Source organism: Kribbella sp. VKM Ac-2568 (assembly GCF_004345365.1).
Lineage (GTDB): Bacteria > Actinomycetota > Actinomycetes > Propionibacteriales > Kribbellaceae > Kribbella > Kribbella orskensis.
Genome location: NZ_SLVF01000006.1, coordinates 494,821 through 510,607, shown reverse-complemented (window position 1 = coordinate 510,607; position 15,787 = coordinate 494,821). Strand labels below are relative to the sequence as shown.

Here is a 15,787-nt window from a genome sequence, read left to right as displayed (position 1 = left end):
CGGGATGGCTGACACCAAGCAGGTGGGGGCGCTGCTGCTGGTGACCGGGGCGGCACTGGCGTTCTGGTCCTTCGGGGACCGGGAATCGGCCGGCGAGCACCAGGTCGACAGCAAGATCTCCACGGTGCGGCTGGACTCGCCGAACGCGGACATCACCATCAAGGTCGGCGACGGCGACACGACCACCGTCCAGGAGAAGCGCAAGTACTGGCTGATCAAGCACGGCGACACCTACTCGGTGGACGGCGAGACGCTGAAGCTGGACGGCGACTGCGGCTGGCAGTGCACCGCGGACTTCGTCATCACCGTCCCGCGCGGGACCAAGGTGACCGGCGAGAACGGCAGCGGCGACCTCTCGATCACCGGCGTCGGCGGGATCGACGCCAGCTCCCGGTCCGGGGACATCTCGGTGCGCGACGTGACCGGGGACGTGAAGCTCGACCTCACGTCAGGGGACGTGGAGATCGACCGGATCACCGGCAAGCTCGACATCGTGGCGACCTCGGGCGACATCGACGCCACCCGGCTGAAGGGTGGTGCGGTGAACGTCGAGACCACCTCCGGCGACCTGCAGCTCGAGCTCGACGAGCAGAACGACGTCCGGGCCAAGGGCACCAGCAGCGATATCGAGGTGAAGGCGCCGGCCGGCGACTACAAGGTCCACACCGAGACCCGCAGCGGCGACGTCGAGAACGGCCTCGGGAACGCGCCCGACGGCAGCCACAGCATCGACGCGAGCACGGTCAGCGGCGACGTGACACTGGCCACTCGTTGACGCTCCCGACTGGCCTGTCCCAGCCTGGAGCAGGGGCCGCGCGGCACGTTTACGGGCGGGTACCCCGAGAAAGCGCTGCGGGTCGTCCGGCCCGGGGCCGGACCGACACGCGTCGTTGATGGACCCCCGGGGCTGGCGGGCGTAGCGTCGAACTGTCCGTGACTTCTCGAGGAGGGCTCGACATGAGCATCGGTGTGGGGATCTTCCTGATGGTGGTGGGCGCCATCCTGGCGTTCGCCGTCCGCGACTCCTGGGACGCGGTCGACCTGACCGTGGTCGGTTACATCCTGATGCTCGCCGGCGCCGCCGGGATCGCCCTCTCCTTCTACATCACCAACCGGAGGCGGCGGGTCCCGAACGACGCGCTCGACCCGGCGGTCGAGGAGGAGTACCGCGTCGTCGAGGAACACAACCGCGACATCAAGGAGTAGTCGCTCCGGACAGCACCAGTTCGAGCCGATCGGGCGCCCCCGCGGCGACCCGGACCGGCACTCCCCAGTCCTGCCGATGCATGTGACAGGCCGGAAACTCCACCTCGGCCGAGTCGTCACAGGAAGCAGCCTGTACTGCGACGTGCAGCACTCCGTCGCCCACACGTTCGTCGATCACCAGCCGCCGGGTGAGCTCGGTGGAGTCACCCGCACCCTCCTTGAGCAAGCCCTCCGGGGTCGCTGAGACGAGCAGCCTGGTGGACGGCCCGTACCGGTCGTCCAGCTTCTGGCCCGGCGGCGGCGTGAACACGATGTCCAGCGTCACCTCGCCGCCCGCGATCTTCATCGGCGGGCGTTGCGTCCGGGTGCTGAACTCCTCCGCCTTCGCCGAAGCGCCCAGCGGGATGCGGGTCAGCCGGTGCGCCGCCGACTCGACCACCAGCAGCTCGTTGCCCACGACAACGGCTCCGCTCGGCTCGGCGAGACCCGTCGCCATCGTCTCGACGAGTCCGCTGCGCGGGTCGTACCGGCGTACGGCGCCGTTGTAGGTGTCGGCGATCGCGATCGAACCGTCCGGGAGGAGCGTCACGCCGAGCGGGTGCTGGAGGAGTGCCTCCTCGGCCTTGCCGTCGCGGAGGCCGAAGTCGAACAATCCAGTCCCGACGGCCGTGTGGACCTCGGTGTCGACCCAGCGCAGTGCGGAGATCTCGGAGTCGGCGAGCCAGAGCCGGTCGCCGTCCACCGCGAAACCGGATGTCTGCGCGAACCAGGCCTGCTCCTTGGCGCCGTCCCGCAATCCTTCGTTGGTGGTGCCCGCGGCGACCTCGGTGGTCCTGGTGAACGGGTCGAACGTCCAGAGCTGGTGCACGCCGGCCATGGCGATCCACACCTTGTCCTGCCACCAGGCGACGTCCCACGGCGAGCTCAGGACGTCCGTGCCGTCGCCGTCCATCCACTGCTTGCCGGTGCCGACGAGCGTGCTGACCGCGTTGGTGGTCAGGTTGATCCCGCGCAGCGTGTGGTTGACCGTGTCCGCGACGACCACGTCGTACCCGACCTTCGCCGCCACCTCGGCGGGGAGCAGGGTGAGGCCGTTCGGCTCGGAGAAGGTCGCTTGGTCGGCCGGGCCGTCGTTGAGGCCGCGCTGCTTGGTGCCGAACCTGCGGAGGACGGTGGTCGCGTCGGCCGCCAGCTCGACCACGCTGTGGTTGCCCGCGTCGGCGACGAGGAACCCGTCGCCCAGGGCCACCGCCTTGGCCGGGAAGCGCAGATCCGTCGGCTCGGCAGTCGGCGCCACGTACGGCGACTTGCCGCGGGTGAGAGTGCCCGCCTTCTCGTGCTCCGCGATCAGTTCCGCCAACTGGGCATCCAGCGCGTGCTCGTGCCCCTCCCCGGAGTACTGCGCGACGATGTAGCCGTTCGGGTCCACCAGCACGAGCGTCGGCCAGGCCCGCGCGGTGTAGTTCTCCCAGGTGACCAGCTCCGGGTCGTCCAGCACCGGATGCCCCACCTCATACCGCTCGACAGCCGCCTTGACGGCCGCCTCCTTGCCCTCATGCGCGAACTTCGGCGAATGCACCCCGACGATCACCAACGCGTCCCCGTACTTCTCCTCCAGAGGCCGCAACTCGTCCAGCACATGCAGACAGTTGATACAGCAAAAAGTCCAGAAATCGATCAACAAGAACCGCCCCCGGAAGTCAGTAAGCCTCAGCTCCTGACCCCCGGTGTTCAACCAACCCCGACCCCTGAGCTCCGGCGCGCGCACATGCATACCGTCCATTCTCCGCCCCTCCCCAACTCGCTCCCGAACCCAGCCCACCATCCGGCCGGCGCATCAGGGAGTAGTTGCCGAGCAACCTCGAGTGAGCCTGCTGCTGACAGAATGTCCCCGTGGCGAAGAAATCCCGGCGGCGAGGTACGCCGAAGCGGCCGCCGGCCGCCGCGAAGGTGCAGGTTGCCCCGAAAGAGCCCGCCGCCGCGGCGGTGCCGCGTGTCGAGCAGCAAGCCGCACCGGTACCGCGCGGGGTGCTGTCCCGCCCGAGGGACAAGGTGGCTGCTGCCAGTCTCGCCATCGCCTTGATCGTCCTGGTGTTCGGGGACTCGCTCGGGACGCGAGCCATCGGCCTGGTCCGCGGCAAGCCGAGTCTCGAGGAGCGGATCGAGCAGGCGATCGAGGAGTGCGAGCAGGATGGGTTCTCCTGCCGGACGACCAAGTCCGTGGTGATCGCGAACGGGACCGGGGAGCTCACGGCGGTCGGAGTGGACCTGGTCACCGAGGATGAGCTCGAGAGCCGGGCAGGCTCCGCCGTCCTGGTCTTCGACTCCTCCGGCGCGCTCCGCTGGAAGTCGCCGATCCAGTCGTTCGCCCCCGGCTACGGGCTGGGCGCGCTCGAGACGGACGTGACGAACCACCTGTTCGTCAGCTTCGCCGTCACCAACCACAGCGGGATCGCCTGGGTGCTCGATCCGTCCACGACGCCCGTCCAGACGTTCGGCACGGTGGGCGGCTCCGGCCTGGTGATCGACGGCTACGAGGAACCGAACCTCGCGGGTCTGCGCCGGCTCACCGCGTACCGCGAAGGCTGGCCGGCCAACACCCTGAATCCGACCACCAGCCGGGACGTCTTCGAGTGGAACGGCACCACCTACGTCTTCAAGTCCTGCGAGATCGTCGGCCAACGCTCGCCCGACGGCGAACTCCCTGTCCGCCGGGTCATCCCCGCAGGGACCGGCACCTGCAAGCATCCGATCGGCAAGTACTCCGTCGACCTCGACGGCGACCGCGCGGCTTCGACGCAGCCGCCGTAAAGGCGGCCGGGTTCAGCGCGGGAGGATCAGGGTGTCGGTGAGGAGTTTGGCGGTTTTGCGGAGGGTGGGAGCGGAGGAGGAGAGGTCGGCGGCGAGGGTTTGGGGGGTCAGGGGTTCGCCGGGGCCTACCAGGCGGTGGCGGTGGGCCAGGAGCCAGACGATGGCTCGGGGCCAGGTGGAGAGGCGGGCCTTGCCGAGGAGTTCGGGGGCGTCGCGGACCAGGCTGTCGGCGATCTCGAAGGCTTCGGCGGCGTAGTTCGCGCCGAGGATCTCGCCGGCCAGGAGCCAGGCGTGCGGGGCGAGGACGGTCAGGGTCGCCCCGAGGGACTTGTCGAGGCCGCGGAGGTCCGGGCGCGGGGGTGCTCCCAGGCCGGCCAGGCTGCGGTAGGCCTCCTCGAGGTCGGCGCTGGTGTCGTCGAGGAAGACGCGTTCACCCGACTTCGAGCCGATCGGGTCGGACAGCGCGGCCGCCTCGAGGGCCGGGGTCCACACGTCCACGGCGTCGGTGGCCTCCTCGATCGCGTCCAGGTCGAGCTCGGTCCGCTCCCCGGCGAACCGCAGCCACGCCTTCACCACGACCGGCACCGCCGCGAAGTAGGTGCTGTCGGCAAGCACCTTGCGCGGCAACCAGTAGGACAGGAAAAGCTCCACCAGTACCGCGCTGACGCGGAGCGGGCCGCCCACCGTCCGGTCCACCGCGTGGTCGATCCACAGCCGCGCGATGTCGGTCGCATCGTCGGGAAGGCCAACCCCGTAAGGCGATTCGAGGAACTCGTCCACCAGCTGATCCCGCTGCCGGCCGGACAGCTGCGCCCTGACCGGCGGCCGGACCGGGCGCTCCGGGAGCTGCGTCAGCCGGTTCACCAGCAGTCCGGAGAAGAACTCGAAGTCCTCGGTGACCGGCGGGTCGTCGTGGTCGTGGGTCTCGCCGAGCGCCTGCAGGATGATCCCCGCGGCGGTCGCGGGCCGGACCGTCCGGACGGTCACCCGGCCACCCCGCTGGTACGCCTCGACCACCCGGTCCACCGGCGGCCCGACGAAGACGTCCTTGGCGATCGCGCCCAGGTTGTTGTCGACGAAGACCACCACGGTGTGCGGGTGCTGGTCGTCGTCGTAGTCGAGCACCACGCTCAGCCCGTCACCGGTGACGTCCTCGGAGACGATCGCGCTGGTCAGCCGGAACCCCGCGATCCGCGACACCCAGTCAGGCACGTCGTACTGCGTCCGGCCGCGGGAGAGGTGGGCTCGCTGCAGCGGGAGTCGTCCGGCCGGGCCGACCGTGCGGGCCAGACTCGTCAACAGGACAAAGGAATCCGGGTCACGCCGCTCGCCGAGGACCCGGGCGGCGTCCGCCCAGAAGAACCGCTCGACCTCACCGATCTCGTCGGGCTGCCCGGCCGGCCAGAGTTGGTCCGCGAGCAGGGCGGCCGAGCGGGCCACCGAGGCTTCGGCGATCACCGGGTGTAGCGCTGGTGGGGCGGCGGCGAGGTCCAGCAGCAGCGTCTCCTGCAAGGTGTCCAGGACAGCGACGCTTGGCGTGGTGTCGAGGTCCTGCCCCGAGACACCCGCCGGCGGCTGCCCTGGGTTCGGGCCTGAACCTGAGCCGACCAGCCGTAAGTGGCTGCCGCGTCCGTCCCGGCCTCGTGACTTGGTCACTCTGGCGAGATTACCGCCGACCGGGCACCTGCCGCAGGGCGGTGCGCGCGTCCTGTGGATGACCGAGTCGACACGCCGTGGCGAAAGCCCGCGGCCCGTGGGTCCGGTACGAGGTACCGGTTCCACGGGCCGCAGGCCGCAGTACATGGGCAGGACCCCGAGATCAGCCCTTCAGGGCGCCTGCCATCAGGCCGCCGATGAACCAGCGGCCCAGCACGATGTAGACGAGCAGGGTCGGGATCGAGGTGATCAGGGCTCCCGCCATGCTGGCCGCGTAGTCGACCTTCTGCCCGCCGGCCAGCGCCGCGAGGCCCAGCGTGACCGGACCGTTGTTCTGCTGGGTCAGGAACAGCGCGAACAGGAAGTCGTTCCAGACCGAGGTGAACTGCCAGATCAGCGTCACCACGAAGCCCGAGATGGAGATCGGCAGGATGATCCGCAGGTACGTCTGGATCAGGCCGGCCCCGTCCACCCGGGCCGACTCGATGATCTCGTTCGGCACGATGGTGGCGTAGTAGTTCCGGAAGATCAGCGTGCAGATCGGGATGCCGTAGATGACGTGCGCGATGATCAGGGTCGGCACGCCCCGGGTCACGTCCAGCTCCTGGAACGTGGTCCGCAGCGGCAGCATCACCGCCTGGTACGGGATGAACATGCCGAACAAAATGAGGGCGAACACCAGGTTCGCCCCGGGGAACCGCCAGCGGGCCAGCACGAAGCCGTTCGCGGACCCGATCAGCGACGAGATGATCGCGGCCGGGATCGCCAGCGACAGCGAGCGGACCATGTAGGGCTGCAGCACGTCCCAGGCCTTGCGCCACGGTTCCAGCGTCCAGGTCTCCGGCAACGACCACTGCGCGGCGGCGGTGGTGTCGCTGGACGTCTTGAAGCTGCCGATCACCACGACGTACACCGGGGTCAGGATGAACAGCAGGAAGAGCAGCAGCAGGAGGTAGCGGACCGTCCGGCTGCGACGGGTCGAGCCGTCGGAGATGACCCCACGCTGCGGCTTCCGGCGGATCGCCGCGGCGGCCTGGCCGGTCGCAGCCTCTACGGCGGTCATTCTTCACTCTCCTGCCGGACGGTGTACGCGACGTACGGGATGACGAGTACGGCGACCACCGCGAGCAGCACGATCGCGATCGCGGCCGCCTTGGCCATGTCACCGCGGAGCAAGGTGTTCCACATGTAGATCGACGGCACCTCGGTGCGGAACTGGTTCGGCCCGGTGATCGCGTAGATCAGGTCGAACAGCTTCAGCGACATGTGGCCGAGGATGATCAGGGCCGACAGGGCGATCGGCGACAGCTGCGGGAACAGCACGTGCCGGTACAGCTTGAACTCGCTCGCACCGTCGACCCGGGCCGCCTCCCGTAGCTCCGGCGGGATGCCCCGGAACCCGGCCAGGAACAGCGCCATGATGTAGCCCGACAGCTGCCAGACCGCGGGTAGCGCGATGGCCATCATCGTCGTCCATCTACTGCCCGCGGTCCACCAGGGGTTCTCCAGGAAATTGAGCTGGAGGATCGAGAACAGCCGGTTCAGGCCGCGCGCGTCGTCACCCTGGGACGGGTTCAGCAACCAGCCCCAGACCACCCCGGAGGCGATCATCGAGATCGCCATCGGGAACAGGAAGACCGACCGGAACACGCCTTCCCCGGTGACCCCCTTCTCCAGCAGCAACGCCCAAATCACGCCGAAGATCAGCGTGCCCACGATGAACGACACCGTGAGCACGCCGAGGTTCTTCAGCGAGTTGAGGAACCGCTCCTCGCCGAACAGGTTCGCGTAGTTCTCGAACCCGACGTAGTCGACCGGGCCGCCCCTGCGGGCCGTGTGCCGGTCGGTCAGCGAGGTGTTGAACGTCCAGGCGATCAGCCCATAGACGAAGTACCCGAGCAGCAGCACCGTCGGCAGCAGCACCAGTGCGCCCGGGCCCCAGGTGCGGATTCTTCCGTGCATGCTCAGTCCTCCAAACCGACGCTTGTCCGCAACTCGGCCGGCATCAGCTCGTCTTCATCGCATTGGCGAACGCCGTCTGCAGTTGGGCTACGTTCTGGCTACCGCTGAACTGGCTGATCGCGGACAGGATGTCGTTGTTCTGGCCGAGCGTGCAGGCGGCGCCGTGCGCGCAGGACGGAACGATCTTGTCCTTCTTCCAGTCGGCCATCGCCGTCTGCTGGTACTTCGGGTAGTCCGCCGGGACCGCGTCCGAGCGGGCCGGGATCGAGCCCTTCTTGGTGTTGAACGCCTTCTGGCCCTCGGCCGAGCCGGTGACCTTCAGCCAGCACTTCGCGCCATCCGGGTCCTGCCCGTTGGTCGGCAGCGTGAAGGAGTCCGCCAGGTACTGGAAGTTGCCCGCCGTACCCGGAGCCGGCCAGTAGGTGTAGGCCGTGTCCGGGATCTTGTCGGCCAGCTGCTGCGCGGCGACCCAGTCACCCATCAGCGTGTAGCCGGCCTGACCCTTGTTCACGTACTGCAGCGCGTCCGGCCAGTCGATCGCCTCGCGGTCGGCGTTGGTGTAGGACAGCAGCTTCTTGTACTTGTCCAGCGCGGCCGTCACGTCGGAGCCGGCCCAGTCGGTCTCGCCCTTCCACAGACCGATGAACTTGTCCGGCCCGAGCTCGGCCAGCAGCACCGCCTCGACCAGCATCTCCTGGGCGAAGCCCTTGGAGATGGCCAGCGGCGCCTTCACGCCGGCGGCCTTCAGCTTGTCCATGTCCGCGATCCACGCGTCCACGTTCGCCGGTGCGGTGGCGCCGTCGATGTTCGCCTTCTTCAGCACGGCCGGGTTGGCCCACACCACGTTCGCGCGGTGCACGTTGGCCGGGATCGAGTAGATCTTGCCGTCGACGGTCAGGTTGTCGATCAGGCTCTGCGGGAAGGCCTTGTCCAGACCGAACTCCTTGTAGAGACCGCTGACGTCGTCGACCTGACCCGCTTTGATGTAGTCGCCCAGCTCGGCGCCGGCGTGCGCCTGGAACGTCGCCGGCGGCTTGCCCGCGGCGAGGTCGTTCGCCAGCACCTGCTTGGCGTTCGAGCCGGCGCCACCGGCGACGGCGGAGTTGACGAACTTGAAGTCCTTGCACTCGGTGCCGAAGACCGAGACGAGTCCGTCCAGGCCGGCCTTCTCGCCACCGTCGGCCCACCAGGTGAAAACGGTGACGTCCTTGCTGGCAGCCGAGTCCCCGCTGCTGTTGTCATCGCTGTTTCCGCAGGCACTGACCGCGAGAAGACCCACGGCACCCACCACCGCGAAGGTCCTGCTCCAACCACCACGCATCTTGTTCACTCTCCGATCAGCTCATGGAGCTGTCTGACAACGAATGCCCCCTTGACGGCCCAACTGTGGGCACGAGGCCGGTCAGGTGTCAACGCTCCGCGCAGGCGCGTTGCGCAGACGTGATCCCTTGCGCACATCTGGTATGAGAGCGCACACATACTGCCGCCGCAGGCCTCTTGACCTACTGGTCCGACGAGGCCACCGCGACCTACGGACGCAGCAGTACCTTGATCGCGCGCCGCTCGTGCATGGCCTTGTAGCCCTCCGCCACCTGGTCCAACGGCAACTCCAGATCGAAGACGAGCCCGGGGTTGATCTCACCTGAGAGTACGTCCGCCATCAGGTCCGGGAGGTAAGCCCGCGCCGGGGCGACGCCACCGGCCAGACCGACGTTCCGGCTGAACATCCGGCCGATCGGCACCTCGACGCCGTGCGGCACTCCGACGAAACCGACGGTCGCTCCGGGCCGGGCCACCGCGAAGGCGGTCTCGAACGACTGGTTCGTCCCGACACACTCCAGTACTGCGTCCGCGCCAACGCCGTCGGTCAGTTCCATCACCGCGGTCGTTGCCTCGTCACCCCGTTCGGCAATGATTTGCGTGGCACCGAACTCGCGCGCAATCTTCTGCCGCGGTTCGTGTCGCGACAGCGCGACCACTCGCTCGGCGCCCATCCGCGAAGCAGCCAGCACACCGCACAGTCCGACCGCGCCGTCGCCGACCACCACGACGGTGTCGCCGGGCTTCACTCGCGCAGCCCGGGCGGCATGCCAGCCGGTGCCCATCACGTCCGACAACGTGAGCAGCGAGGGAACCAGCGAGTCGTCCGGTACTGCGGGCGTGGCGACGAGCGTTCCGTCGGCCCACGGGACCTTCGCGTACTCGCCCTGGCCGCCATCCGCCCCGTTACTGCCTATGCCGACGATGTTCTGGCAGACCGACTGCAGTCCGGCCAGGCAGTTCGGGCAGGTGCCATCGCTCGCGACGAACGGGGTGACAACGAAGTCGCCCGGCTTGACCGTCCGCACGTCCGAGCCGATCTCCTGCACGACTCCCACGTACTCGTGGCCGATCCGGCTGCCCGGGGTGATCTTGTTCTCGCCGCGGTACGGCCAGAGGTCCGAGCCGCAGATGCAGCCCGCGACGATCTTGACGATCGCATCGGTGGGCTTGCTGATCACCGGGTCGGGGACCTCGCTCAGCCGGACGTCGAACGGAGCGTGGATCGTCGTGGCTCGCATGGGCTCACCCTAAGCACGAGGATCTCCGAGCGAACCGGAGGGTCCTCCACACTCAGCCGGCCCGCGGTCAGAGAGCTGTGTAGCGGCCGCGGCGGTGGACGAGGGGCGAAAGCTCCTCGGGAGCCAGTTCCACGTGGGCGATCTCCAACTGGACCTGCAGGGCCCAGCCGACCTGCAGAGGATCCGCGTCAACCAGCCGGCAGCCGGCCCAGGTGCTGACCCCGACGGGCGCCGGACCCCACTCGGTGTCGTCCCACTCGATCATCCGGAACGGACCACCCGGCGCCGGCGCGACGTACCCGAAGGCGTCCGCGAGTTGTTGATGCGGCGCACCGAGCAGGCTGACCACCGCGGTCCTTGCCGCCTGCAACATTTCCCACAGGTCCGAGTCCGGGTCGATCAGCCCGATCACGAAACCGGGATCACCATCGGCCACCAGCATCGACGACACCGTCAGCCCGGCCCGCTTCCCGTCGTACGCGGTGGTCCAGAGGCTGACCGGGGACGGCAGCCGGCCGCGGAGCCGGCGGACCGGGCTGCGCTCCGACTCCGGCGGCAGGAACGGATGCTCACCATGGATGGTCATGCCCCGAACGCTACGCCGCCCCGGGAAATTCGTCCCGGCCCCGTGGGGCGGGGCCGGGACAGGTGCCTCAGGCAATCACTTCTGGACCGTCACCCGTGCCGGCAGGGTGAAGGTGTCGAGCGGGTGGCTGATCAGACCGCTCGAGCCGCGCACCGACTCGACCTTCCCGTCAGCGTCGAAGGTGAACCGGTACGACTCGCCGTACGAGCCGTAGCCGTTGCCGCCCGTGACGCGCAGGGTGTCGCCATCGGCCTCCAGCGTCGTCGGCTCCGCGGCCGGGTCCGGCGAGGTCGGGTCGATCACGTAGAGGCGACCGCCGAGCAGGGCGATGTCGCTCACGCTCCACAGGTTCGCGTAGCGGCCGGTGAAGCGGGCCAGGTCGGCAGCCTCGCCACGATCCTCCGACTCGGCCAGGTCGACCAGCTTGAGCACCGCCTCGGCGAGCTGGGCCGCCGGACCGTCGATCGCGTTCGTCAGCACCGACACCGCGATCCGCCGCTCGCCGTCGACCAGGGACCGGGTGATGTGACCCGGGTAGCCGCCACCGTGCCCGAACACCTCCCGCTTGCCGACCTTCGACAGCTGCAGCCCGAGCCCGTACCGCGGCCCGTCCTCCTCGCCGGTCTTCCACAGCGGGTGCTGCATCTGCCGCTTCGACGCATCCGTCAGCAACCGCCCGTCGGCGGACAGATGCGCAGAGAAGTAGGTGACGAGATCGCGCGCGTTGCCGTAGAAGCCGGTCGCCGCGGCGAGCGCTCGGGTGTCCACGTGCTCGATCGGCACCCGCTCGGTGGAGTAGGCGAAGGAGCTGTACCCGGCGGCGTACTCCGCGCTCCGGTTCGGGTCGAGCTCCGGACCGAGCGCGGTCAGCCCGAGCTTGTCGACGATCTCCTTCTGCACGTAGGCGTTGTACGACGTACCGGTGGCCGCCTCGATGATGAGGCCGAGCAGGCCGTAGCCGATGTTCGAGTATTTGAAGCGGTCGTTCTCCGGGATCACCGCGGAGTCCGGCTGCAACAGTACGTCGAGCAGGTGCCCCCGGTCCGGGAAGCTGGTCGCGAGCTGCCAGAAGTCGGCCTCCGGGCTGTCCCGGGTGACTCCGCCGGCGTGGCTGAGCAGATCCCGCACGGTCCGCTCGCCCACCGGCGTCCCGACGATCTCGGTGACGTGCGTGCCGGCCTTGTCGTCGAGCCGGACCTTGCCCTGCTCGACGAGTTGCAGCACGGCCGTCGCGGTGAACGTCTTGGAGTGCGAGGCGATCCGGAACAGGTGCTGCTCGGTCAGCGCGACCCCCTGCTCGACGTCGGCCAGCCCGTACGCCGAGGAGTAGGCGATCCCGTCATCGGCGAACAATGCGGCCTGGACCCCGGGGATCCGCTGATACCGCTGGTTGAACGCCAGCCAGCTGTCGTAGTACGCGAGAACCTCGGTCAACGTCTGTGCCACGGTTGCTCCCTGCAGGGTTGGCAGAAGAGGCAGTGATCCCTACCTCCCGGACAGACTCCGCTCACCGACGGGCAGCCAGCAACTTCAACCCCGCGAGTCCGCGCGACAGTCACGCAACGTGGCGACGCGACTGGATCACCCGGAAGCGGCTGGCCACGTATGCGCCGTCGGTGTAGGTGGCGTTCGCGGCCGGGTTGGCGCCAGTGCCGTGGAAGTCGCTGAAGGCGGCCGACTGGTTCACGAAGACCTGGCCGGTCAGGTTCTCCGACAGCGCGACACCGACGTCGAGCGCCGCGTCCCGGACCCGCTCCAGGGTCTGCTCGTCGGTCGAGTAGACCCCGGCCGTCATCGCACCACCCTCGTCCACCGTCTGACGGAACAGGTCGATCGACTCCGCTGTACCGGCCGTGCGGACCAGGAACGAGACCGGGCCGAAGCACTCCTGGCCGTAGACCTCCTCGTCCTTGGCGTCGATGGCGACCAGCAGCGGGGTGCGGACCACCGCGTCCTCGTACGCCGGGTGCTTGATCGCACGCGACTCCAGCACCACGTCGCCGTACTCCGGGGCGAGCTCGAGGCGGGTGATCACGCCCGGGTTGACGATGCCGCCGAGCAGTTCGACCGCCCGGGCGTCGTCGCCGAGCAGCTTGCCGATCGAGCTCGCGATCCCGGCGCCGACCTCGTCGAAGGACTTGTGGCCCTCGTCCGTCTCGATCCCGTCCGCCGGGACGAAGAGGTTCTGTGTGGTGGTGCACATCTGGCCGGAGTACAGGGAGAGGGTGAAGGCGAGGTTGTTGCAGAGCGCCTTGAAGGAATCGGTCGAGTCGATGATGACCGCGTTGACGCCGGCCTTCTCGGTGAACACCTCGGCCTGGGTCGCGTTCTGCTCCAGCCACTGGCCGAACTCGCTGCCGCCGGTGAAGTCGATGATCTTCACCTCCGGGCGCAGCGCGAGCGGCTTGGCCAGGCCGTCGCCCGGGCGCTCGGCGGCGAGCGTCACCAGGTTCGGGTCGAAGCCGGCCTCGGCCAGGACCTCGCGGCACACCTCGACGGTCAGGGCCAGCGGCAGTACGGCGAGCGGGTGCGGCTTCACCACGACGGCGTTGCCGGTGACGAGCGAGGCGAACAGGCCGGGCCAGGAGTTCCAGGTCGGGAAGGTGTTGCAGCCGATTACCAGCGCGACCCCACGACCGACGACGGTGAAGTTCTTCTGGAGCCGGATCGAGTCGCCCTTGGCCGGCTTCTCCCAGACCGCGGTGGTGGGGTAGCGGTTCATCTCCTCGGACGCGTAGGCGATCGCCTCGAGCGCCCGGTCGAGCGCGTGCGCGCCACCCGCCTGGAACGCCATCACGAAGGCCTGGCCGCTGGTGTGCTGAACCGCGTTGGCGAGCTCGAAGATGCGCTTGTGCAGCCGGTCCAGGATCTCCAGGGTGACGCCGACGCGGCCATCCACGCCCGCGTTGCGCCAGTCCGTCATACCCTTCCGGGCCGCATCGAGGAGCTCGTCCAGGCCGCTCTCGGTAGTGCGCGGGTACTGCACGTCCAGCGGCACCCCGTACGGCGACTGCTCGGTGGTGACCGTGCCGTTCGCGCCCGGCGTCTCGACCGGGTACGTCGTACCGCGGTGCGCCTCGAAGGCGGCCTTCCCGTCCGCGGCGGCGGTCTCGCCGTACAGGCGCGGGCTCGGGGACTCGGGGTAGGCGGAGTAGTAGCCGCGGCTGCGGATCGCCTCGAGCGCTCCGTCCAGTCGTTCGCGGTGGGTCTCCAGCCAGCCGGCTGCGGTGGTCGACGTCATCGGGCGCGCTCCTGGATCTCGGGGTGTACTCAGCCTAGGGACTTCGGGCGACGTGGGCGATGTTACAGTCTCTGTCCATATCGCGACTACAGTGTCATATCTGGGTCATCACTAGGGTGGGCCTCATGGCTGACGAACTGGCATCGAAGGTGGCTGCCGCCATGTGGGCGGACGACACCGCCAGCGCGGGCCTGGGGATGCGGCTGGTCTCGGTCGGTACCGGTACGGCGGTACTGGAGATGCCGGTTCGCGACGACATGGTGAACGGCCACGGGATGGCCCACGGCGGCTTCGTCTTCACCCTGGCCGACTCCGCGTTCGCCTTCGCCTGCAACTCCCGCAACCAGGTCACCGTCGCCCAGGCCTGCGACATCGTCTTCATCGCTCCCGCCCAGCGCGGCGACCTGCTGGTCGCCGAGGCCCGCGAGCGGACGTCGTACGGGCGGAACGCGATCTACGACGTGACGGTGCGGCGCGGCGACGACGTGATCGCCGAGTTCCGCGGCCGTAGCCGTCAGTTGTCCGGCAGCATCGTCAAGGAGGAGTCATGACCCGCGCGGCTTACCTGGTGGACGGCATCCGCACCCCGATCGGCCGGTACGGCGGCGCGCTCGCCGCGGTCCGCCCGGACGACCTCGCGGCGCACGCCGTCTCGGCTCTGCTGGCGCGGCACGCTTCGCTCGATCCGGCGACCATCGACGACGTGATCCTCGGCTGCGCGAACCAGGCCGGCGAGGACAACCGCAACGTCGCCCGGATGGCCCTGCTGCTGGCCGGGTTGCCGGACAGCGTTCCGGGCACGACGATCAACCGGCTCTGCGGCTCCGGCCTGGACGCGGTGGCCTCGGCCGCTCGCTCGATCATTGCCGGGGACAACGAGATCGTCCTGGCCGGTGGCGTCGAGTCGATGTCGCGGGCACCCTTCGTGATGCCCAAGGCGACTACTGCCTATTCGAGGCAGGCGGAGATCTTCGACACCACCATCGGCTGGCGGTTCGTCAACCCGGTGCTGAAGAAGCAGTACGGGATCGACTCGATGCCGGAGACCGCGGAGAACGTCGCTGCCGACTACAACGTGTCCCGCGAGGACCAGGACCTGTTCGCTCTGCGCAGTCAGCAGCGCGCGGCCAAGGCGATCGCGAACGGTCGGCTCGCCGAGGAGATCGTGCCGGTCTCCGTCCCCGGCAAGCGCGGCGCCGTGACGGTGGTCGACGTCGATGAGCACCCGCGCGAGACCTCGCTCGAGGCCCTGGCCGGCCTGAAGACTCCCTTCCGCGACCCGGGCACCGTCACCGCCGGCAACGCGTCCGGGGTGAACGACGGCGCGGCCGCCTTGCTCGTGATGAGCGGCGAGGCCGTCGAACGCCTCGGCGTCACTCCGCTGGCCCGCATCGTCGGCACCGCGGCCGCCGGAGTGCCTCCGCGCATCATGGGCATCGGCCCGGTCCCGGCGACCCGCAAGGTGCTGGCCCGGACGGGGGTCGACCTGGCCGACGTCGGGGTGATCGAACTGAACGAGGCCTTCGCGGCTCAGTCCCTCGCAGTACTGCGTGAGCTTGGCCTCGCCGACGACGCCGAGCACGTCAATCCGAACGGCGGCGCCATCGCTCTGGGTCACCCCCTGGGCATGTCCGGCGCCCGTCTGGCTCTCACTGCCGCCCTGGAGCTTCGCCACCGCGACGCCGGGTACGCGCTGTCCACCATGTGCATCGGGGTAGGCCAGGGCATCGCGACCCTGCTGGCCCGCCCCTGACCCTTCCCCCG

General features: G+C 69.0%; 14 protein-coding genes. 5 read left to right on the top strand and 9 right to left on the bottom strand.

The window, feature by feature from the left end; translation table 11 throughout:
- Positions 1–4: 4 nt before the first annotated feature.
- Positions 5–775, top strand: a complete 771-nt coding sequence (locus EV648_RS20445) for a DUF4097 family beta strand repeat-containing protein (RefSeq protein WP_132293867.1) — start codon at positions 5–7, stop codon at positions 773–775.
- Positions 776–957: 182 nt separating this feature from the next.
- Positions 958–1,206 carry a DUF6458 family protein gene (locus EV648_RS20440; RefSeq protein ID WP_132293864.1) on the top strand — a complete coding sequence of 83 codons (249 nt, stop codon included), beginning with the start codon at positions 958–960 and terminating at the stop codon, positions 1,204–1,206.
- Here EV648_RS20440 and EV648_RS20435 read toward each other — a convergent pair.
- On the bottom strand, positions 1,196–2,980 hold the full coding sequence (locus EV648_RS20435) for an NHL domain-containing thioredoxin family protein (RefSeq protein WP_132293861.1): 1,785 nt from the start codon (positions 2,978–2,980) through the stop codon (positions 1,196–1,198). The two genes, EV648_RS20440 and EV648_RS20435, sit on opposite strands and share 11 nt — an antisense overlap.
- Before the next feature lie 119 nt (positions 2,981–3,099).
- Between EV648_RS20435 and EV648_RS20430 the strand changes: the two genes are divergently transcribed.
- Positions 3,100–4,017 carry a hypothetical protein gene (locus EV648_RS20430; protein WP_132293858.1) on the top strand — a complete coding sequence of 306 codons (918 nt, stop codon included), beginning with the start codon at positions 3,100–3,102 and terminating at the stop codon, positions 4,015–4,017.
- 12 nt (positions 4,018–4,029) lie between these two features.
- Here the strand turns inward: EV648_RS20430 and EV648_RS20425 are convergent, their stop codons facing one another.
- The 8 genes from EV648_RS20425 to paaN form a co-directional block, all read right to left on the bottom strand.
- The gene (locus EV648_RS20425) at positions 4,030–5,673 is read right to left on the bottom strand and encodes a hypothetical protein (RefSeq protein ID WP_241995404.1); all 1,644 of its coding nucleotides are present in this window, start codon (positions 5,671–5,673) and stop codon (positions 4,030–4,032) included.
- Between the two features lie 163 nt (positions 5,674–5,836).
- Positions 5,837–6,736 carry a carbohydrate ABC transporter permease gene (locus EV648_RS20420; RefSeq protein WP_132191623.1) on the bottom strand — a complete coding sequence of 300 codons (900 nt, stop codon included), beginning with the start codon at positions 6,734–6,736 and terminating at the stop codon, positions 5,837–5,839.
- Positions 6,733–7,635, bottom strand: a complete 903-nt coding sequence (locus EV648_RS20415; protein ID WP_132191624.1) for a carbohydrate ABC transporter permease — start codon at positions 7,633–7,635, stop codon at positions 6,733–6,735. The genes EV648_RS20420 and EV648_RS20415 overlap by 4 nt, the downstream gene beginning before the upstream one ends.
- 43 nt (positions 7,636–7,678) lie before the next feature.
- Positions 7,679–8,956 (bottom strand): ABC transporter substrate-binding protein, encoded by a 1,278-nt coding sequence (locus tag EV648_RS20410; RefSeq protein ID WP_132294162.1) that lies wholly within the window; start codon positions 8,954–8,956, stop codon positions 7,679–7,681.
- Positions 8,957–9,164: 208 nt separating this feature from the next.
- Positions 9,165–10,196 carry a zinc-dependent alcohol dehydrogenase family protein gene (locus tag EV648_RS20405; protein WP_132293855.1) on the bottom strand — a complete coding sequence of 344 codons (1,032 nt, stop codon included), beginning with the start codon at positions 10,194–10,196 and terminating at the stop codon, positions 9,165–9,167.
- Positions 10,197–10,263: 67 nt separating this feature from the next.
- The gene (locus EV648_RS20400; protein WP_132293852.1) at positions 10,264–10,782 is read right to left on the bottom strand and encodes a flavin reductase family protein; all 519 of its coding nucleotides are present in this window, start codon (positions 10,780–10,782) and stop codon (positions 10,264–10,266) included.
- 75 nt (positions 10,783–10,857) lie between these two features.
- Positions 10,858–12,228 carry a serine hydrolase gene (locus tag EV648_RS20395; protein WP_241995402.1) on the bottom strand — a complete coding sequence of 457 codons (1,371 nt, stop codon included), beginning with the start codon at positions 12,226–12,228 and terminating at the stop codon, positions 10,858–10,860.
- Between the two features lie 109 nt (positions 12,229–12,337).
- Positions 12,338–14,023 (bottom strand): phenylacetic acid degradation protein PaaN, encoded by a 1,686-nt coding sequence (gene paaN, locus EV648_RS20390; RefSeq protein WP_132293846.1) that lies wholly within the window; start codon positions 14,021–14,023, stop codon positions 12,338–12,340.
- 125 nt (positions 14,024–14,148) lie between these two features.
- On the opposite strand from paaN, the gene paaI reads away from it, so the two are divergent.
- Together paaI and pcaF are read left to right on the top strand one after the other, a co-directional pair.
- Positions 14,149–14,574, top strand: coding sequence for a hydroxyphenylacetyl-CoA thioesterase PaaI (gene paaI / locus EV648_RS20385; RefSeq protein ID WP_132293843.1), 426 nt, complete (start codon positions 14,149–14,151; stop codon positions 14,572–14,574).
- A complete protein-coding gene (pcaF, locus tag EV648_RS20380) occupies positions 14,571–15,776 on the top strand; it encodes a 3-oxoadipyl-CoA thiolase (RefSeq protein ID WP_132293840.1) in 1,206 nt (401 codons plus the stop codon). Before paaI ends, pcaF begins: the two co-directional genes overlap by 4 nt.
- Positions 15,777–15,787 lie beyond the last annotated feature (11 nt).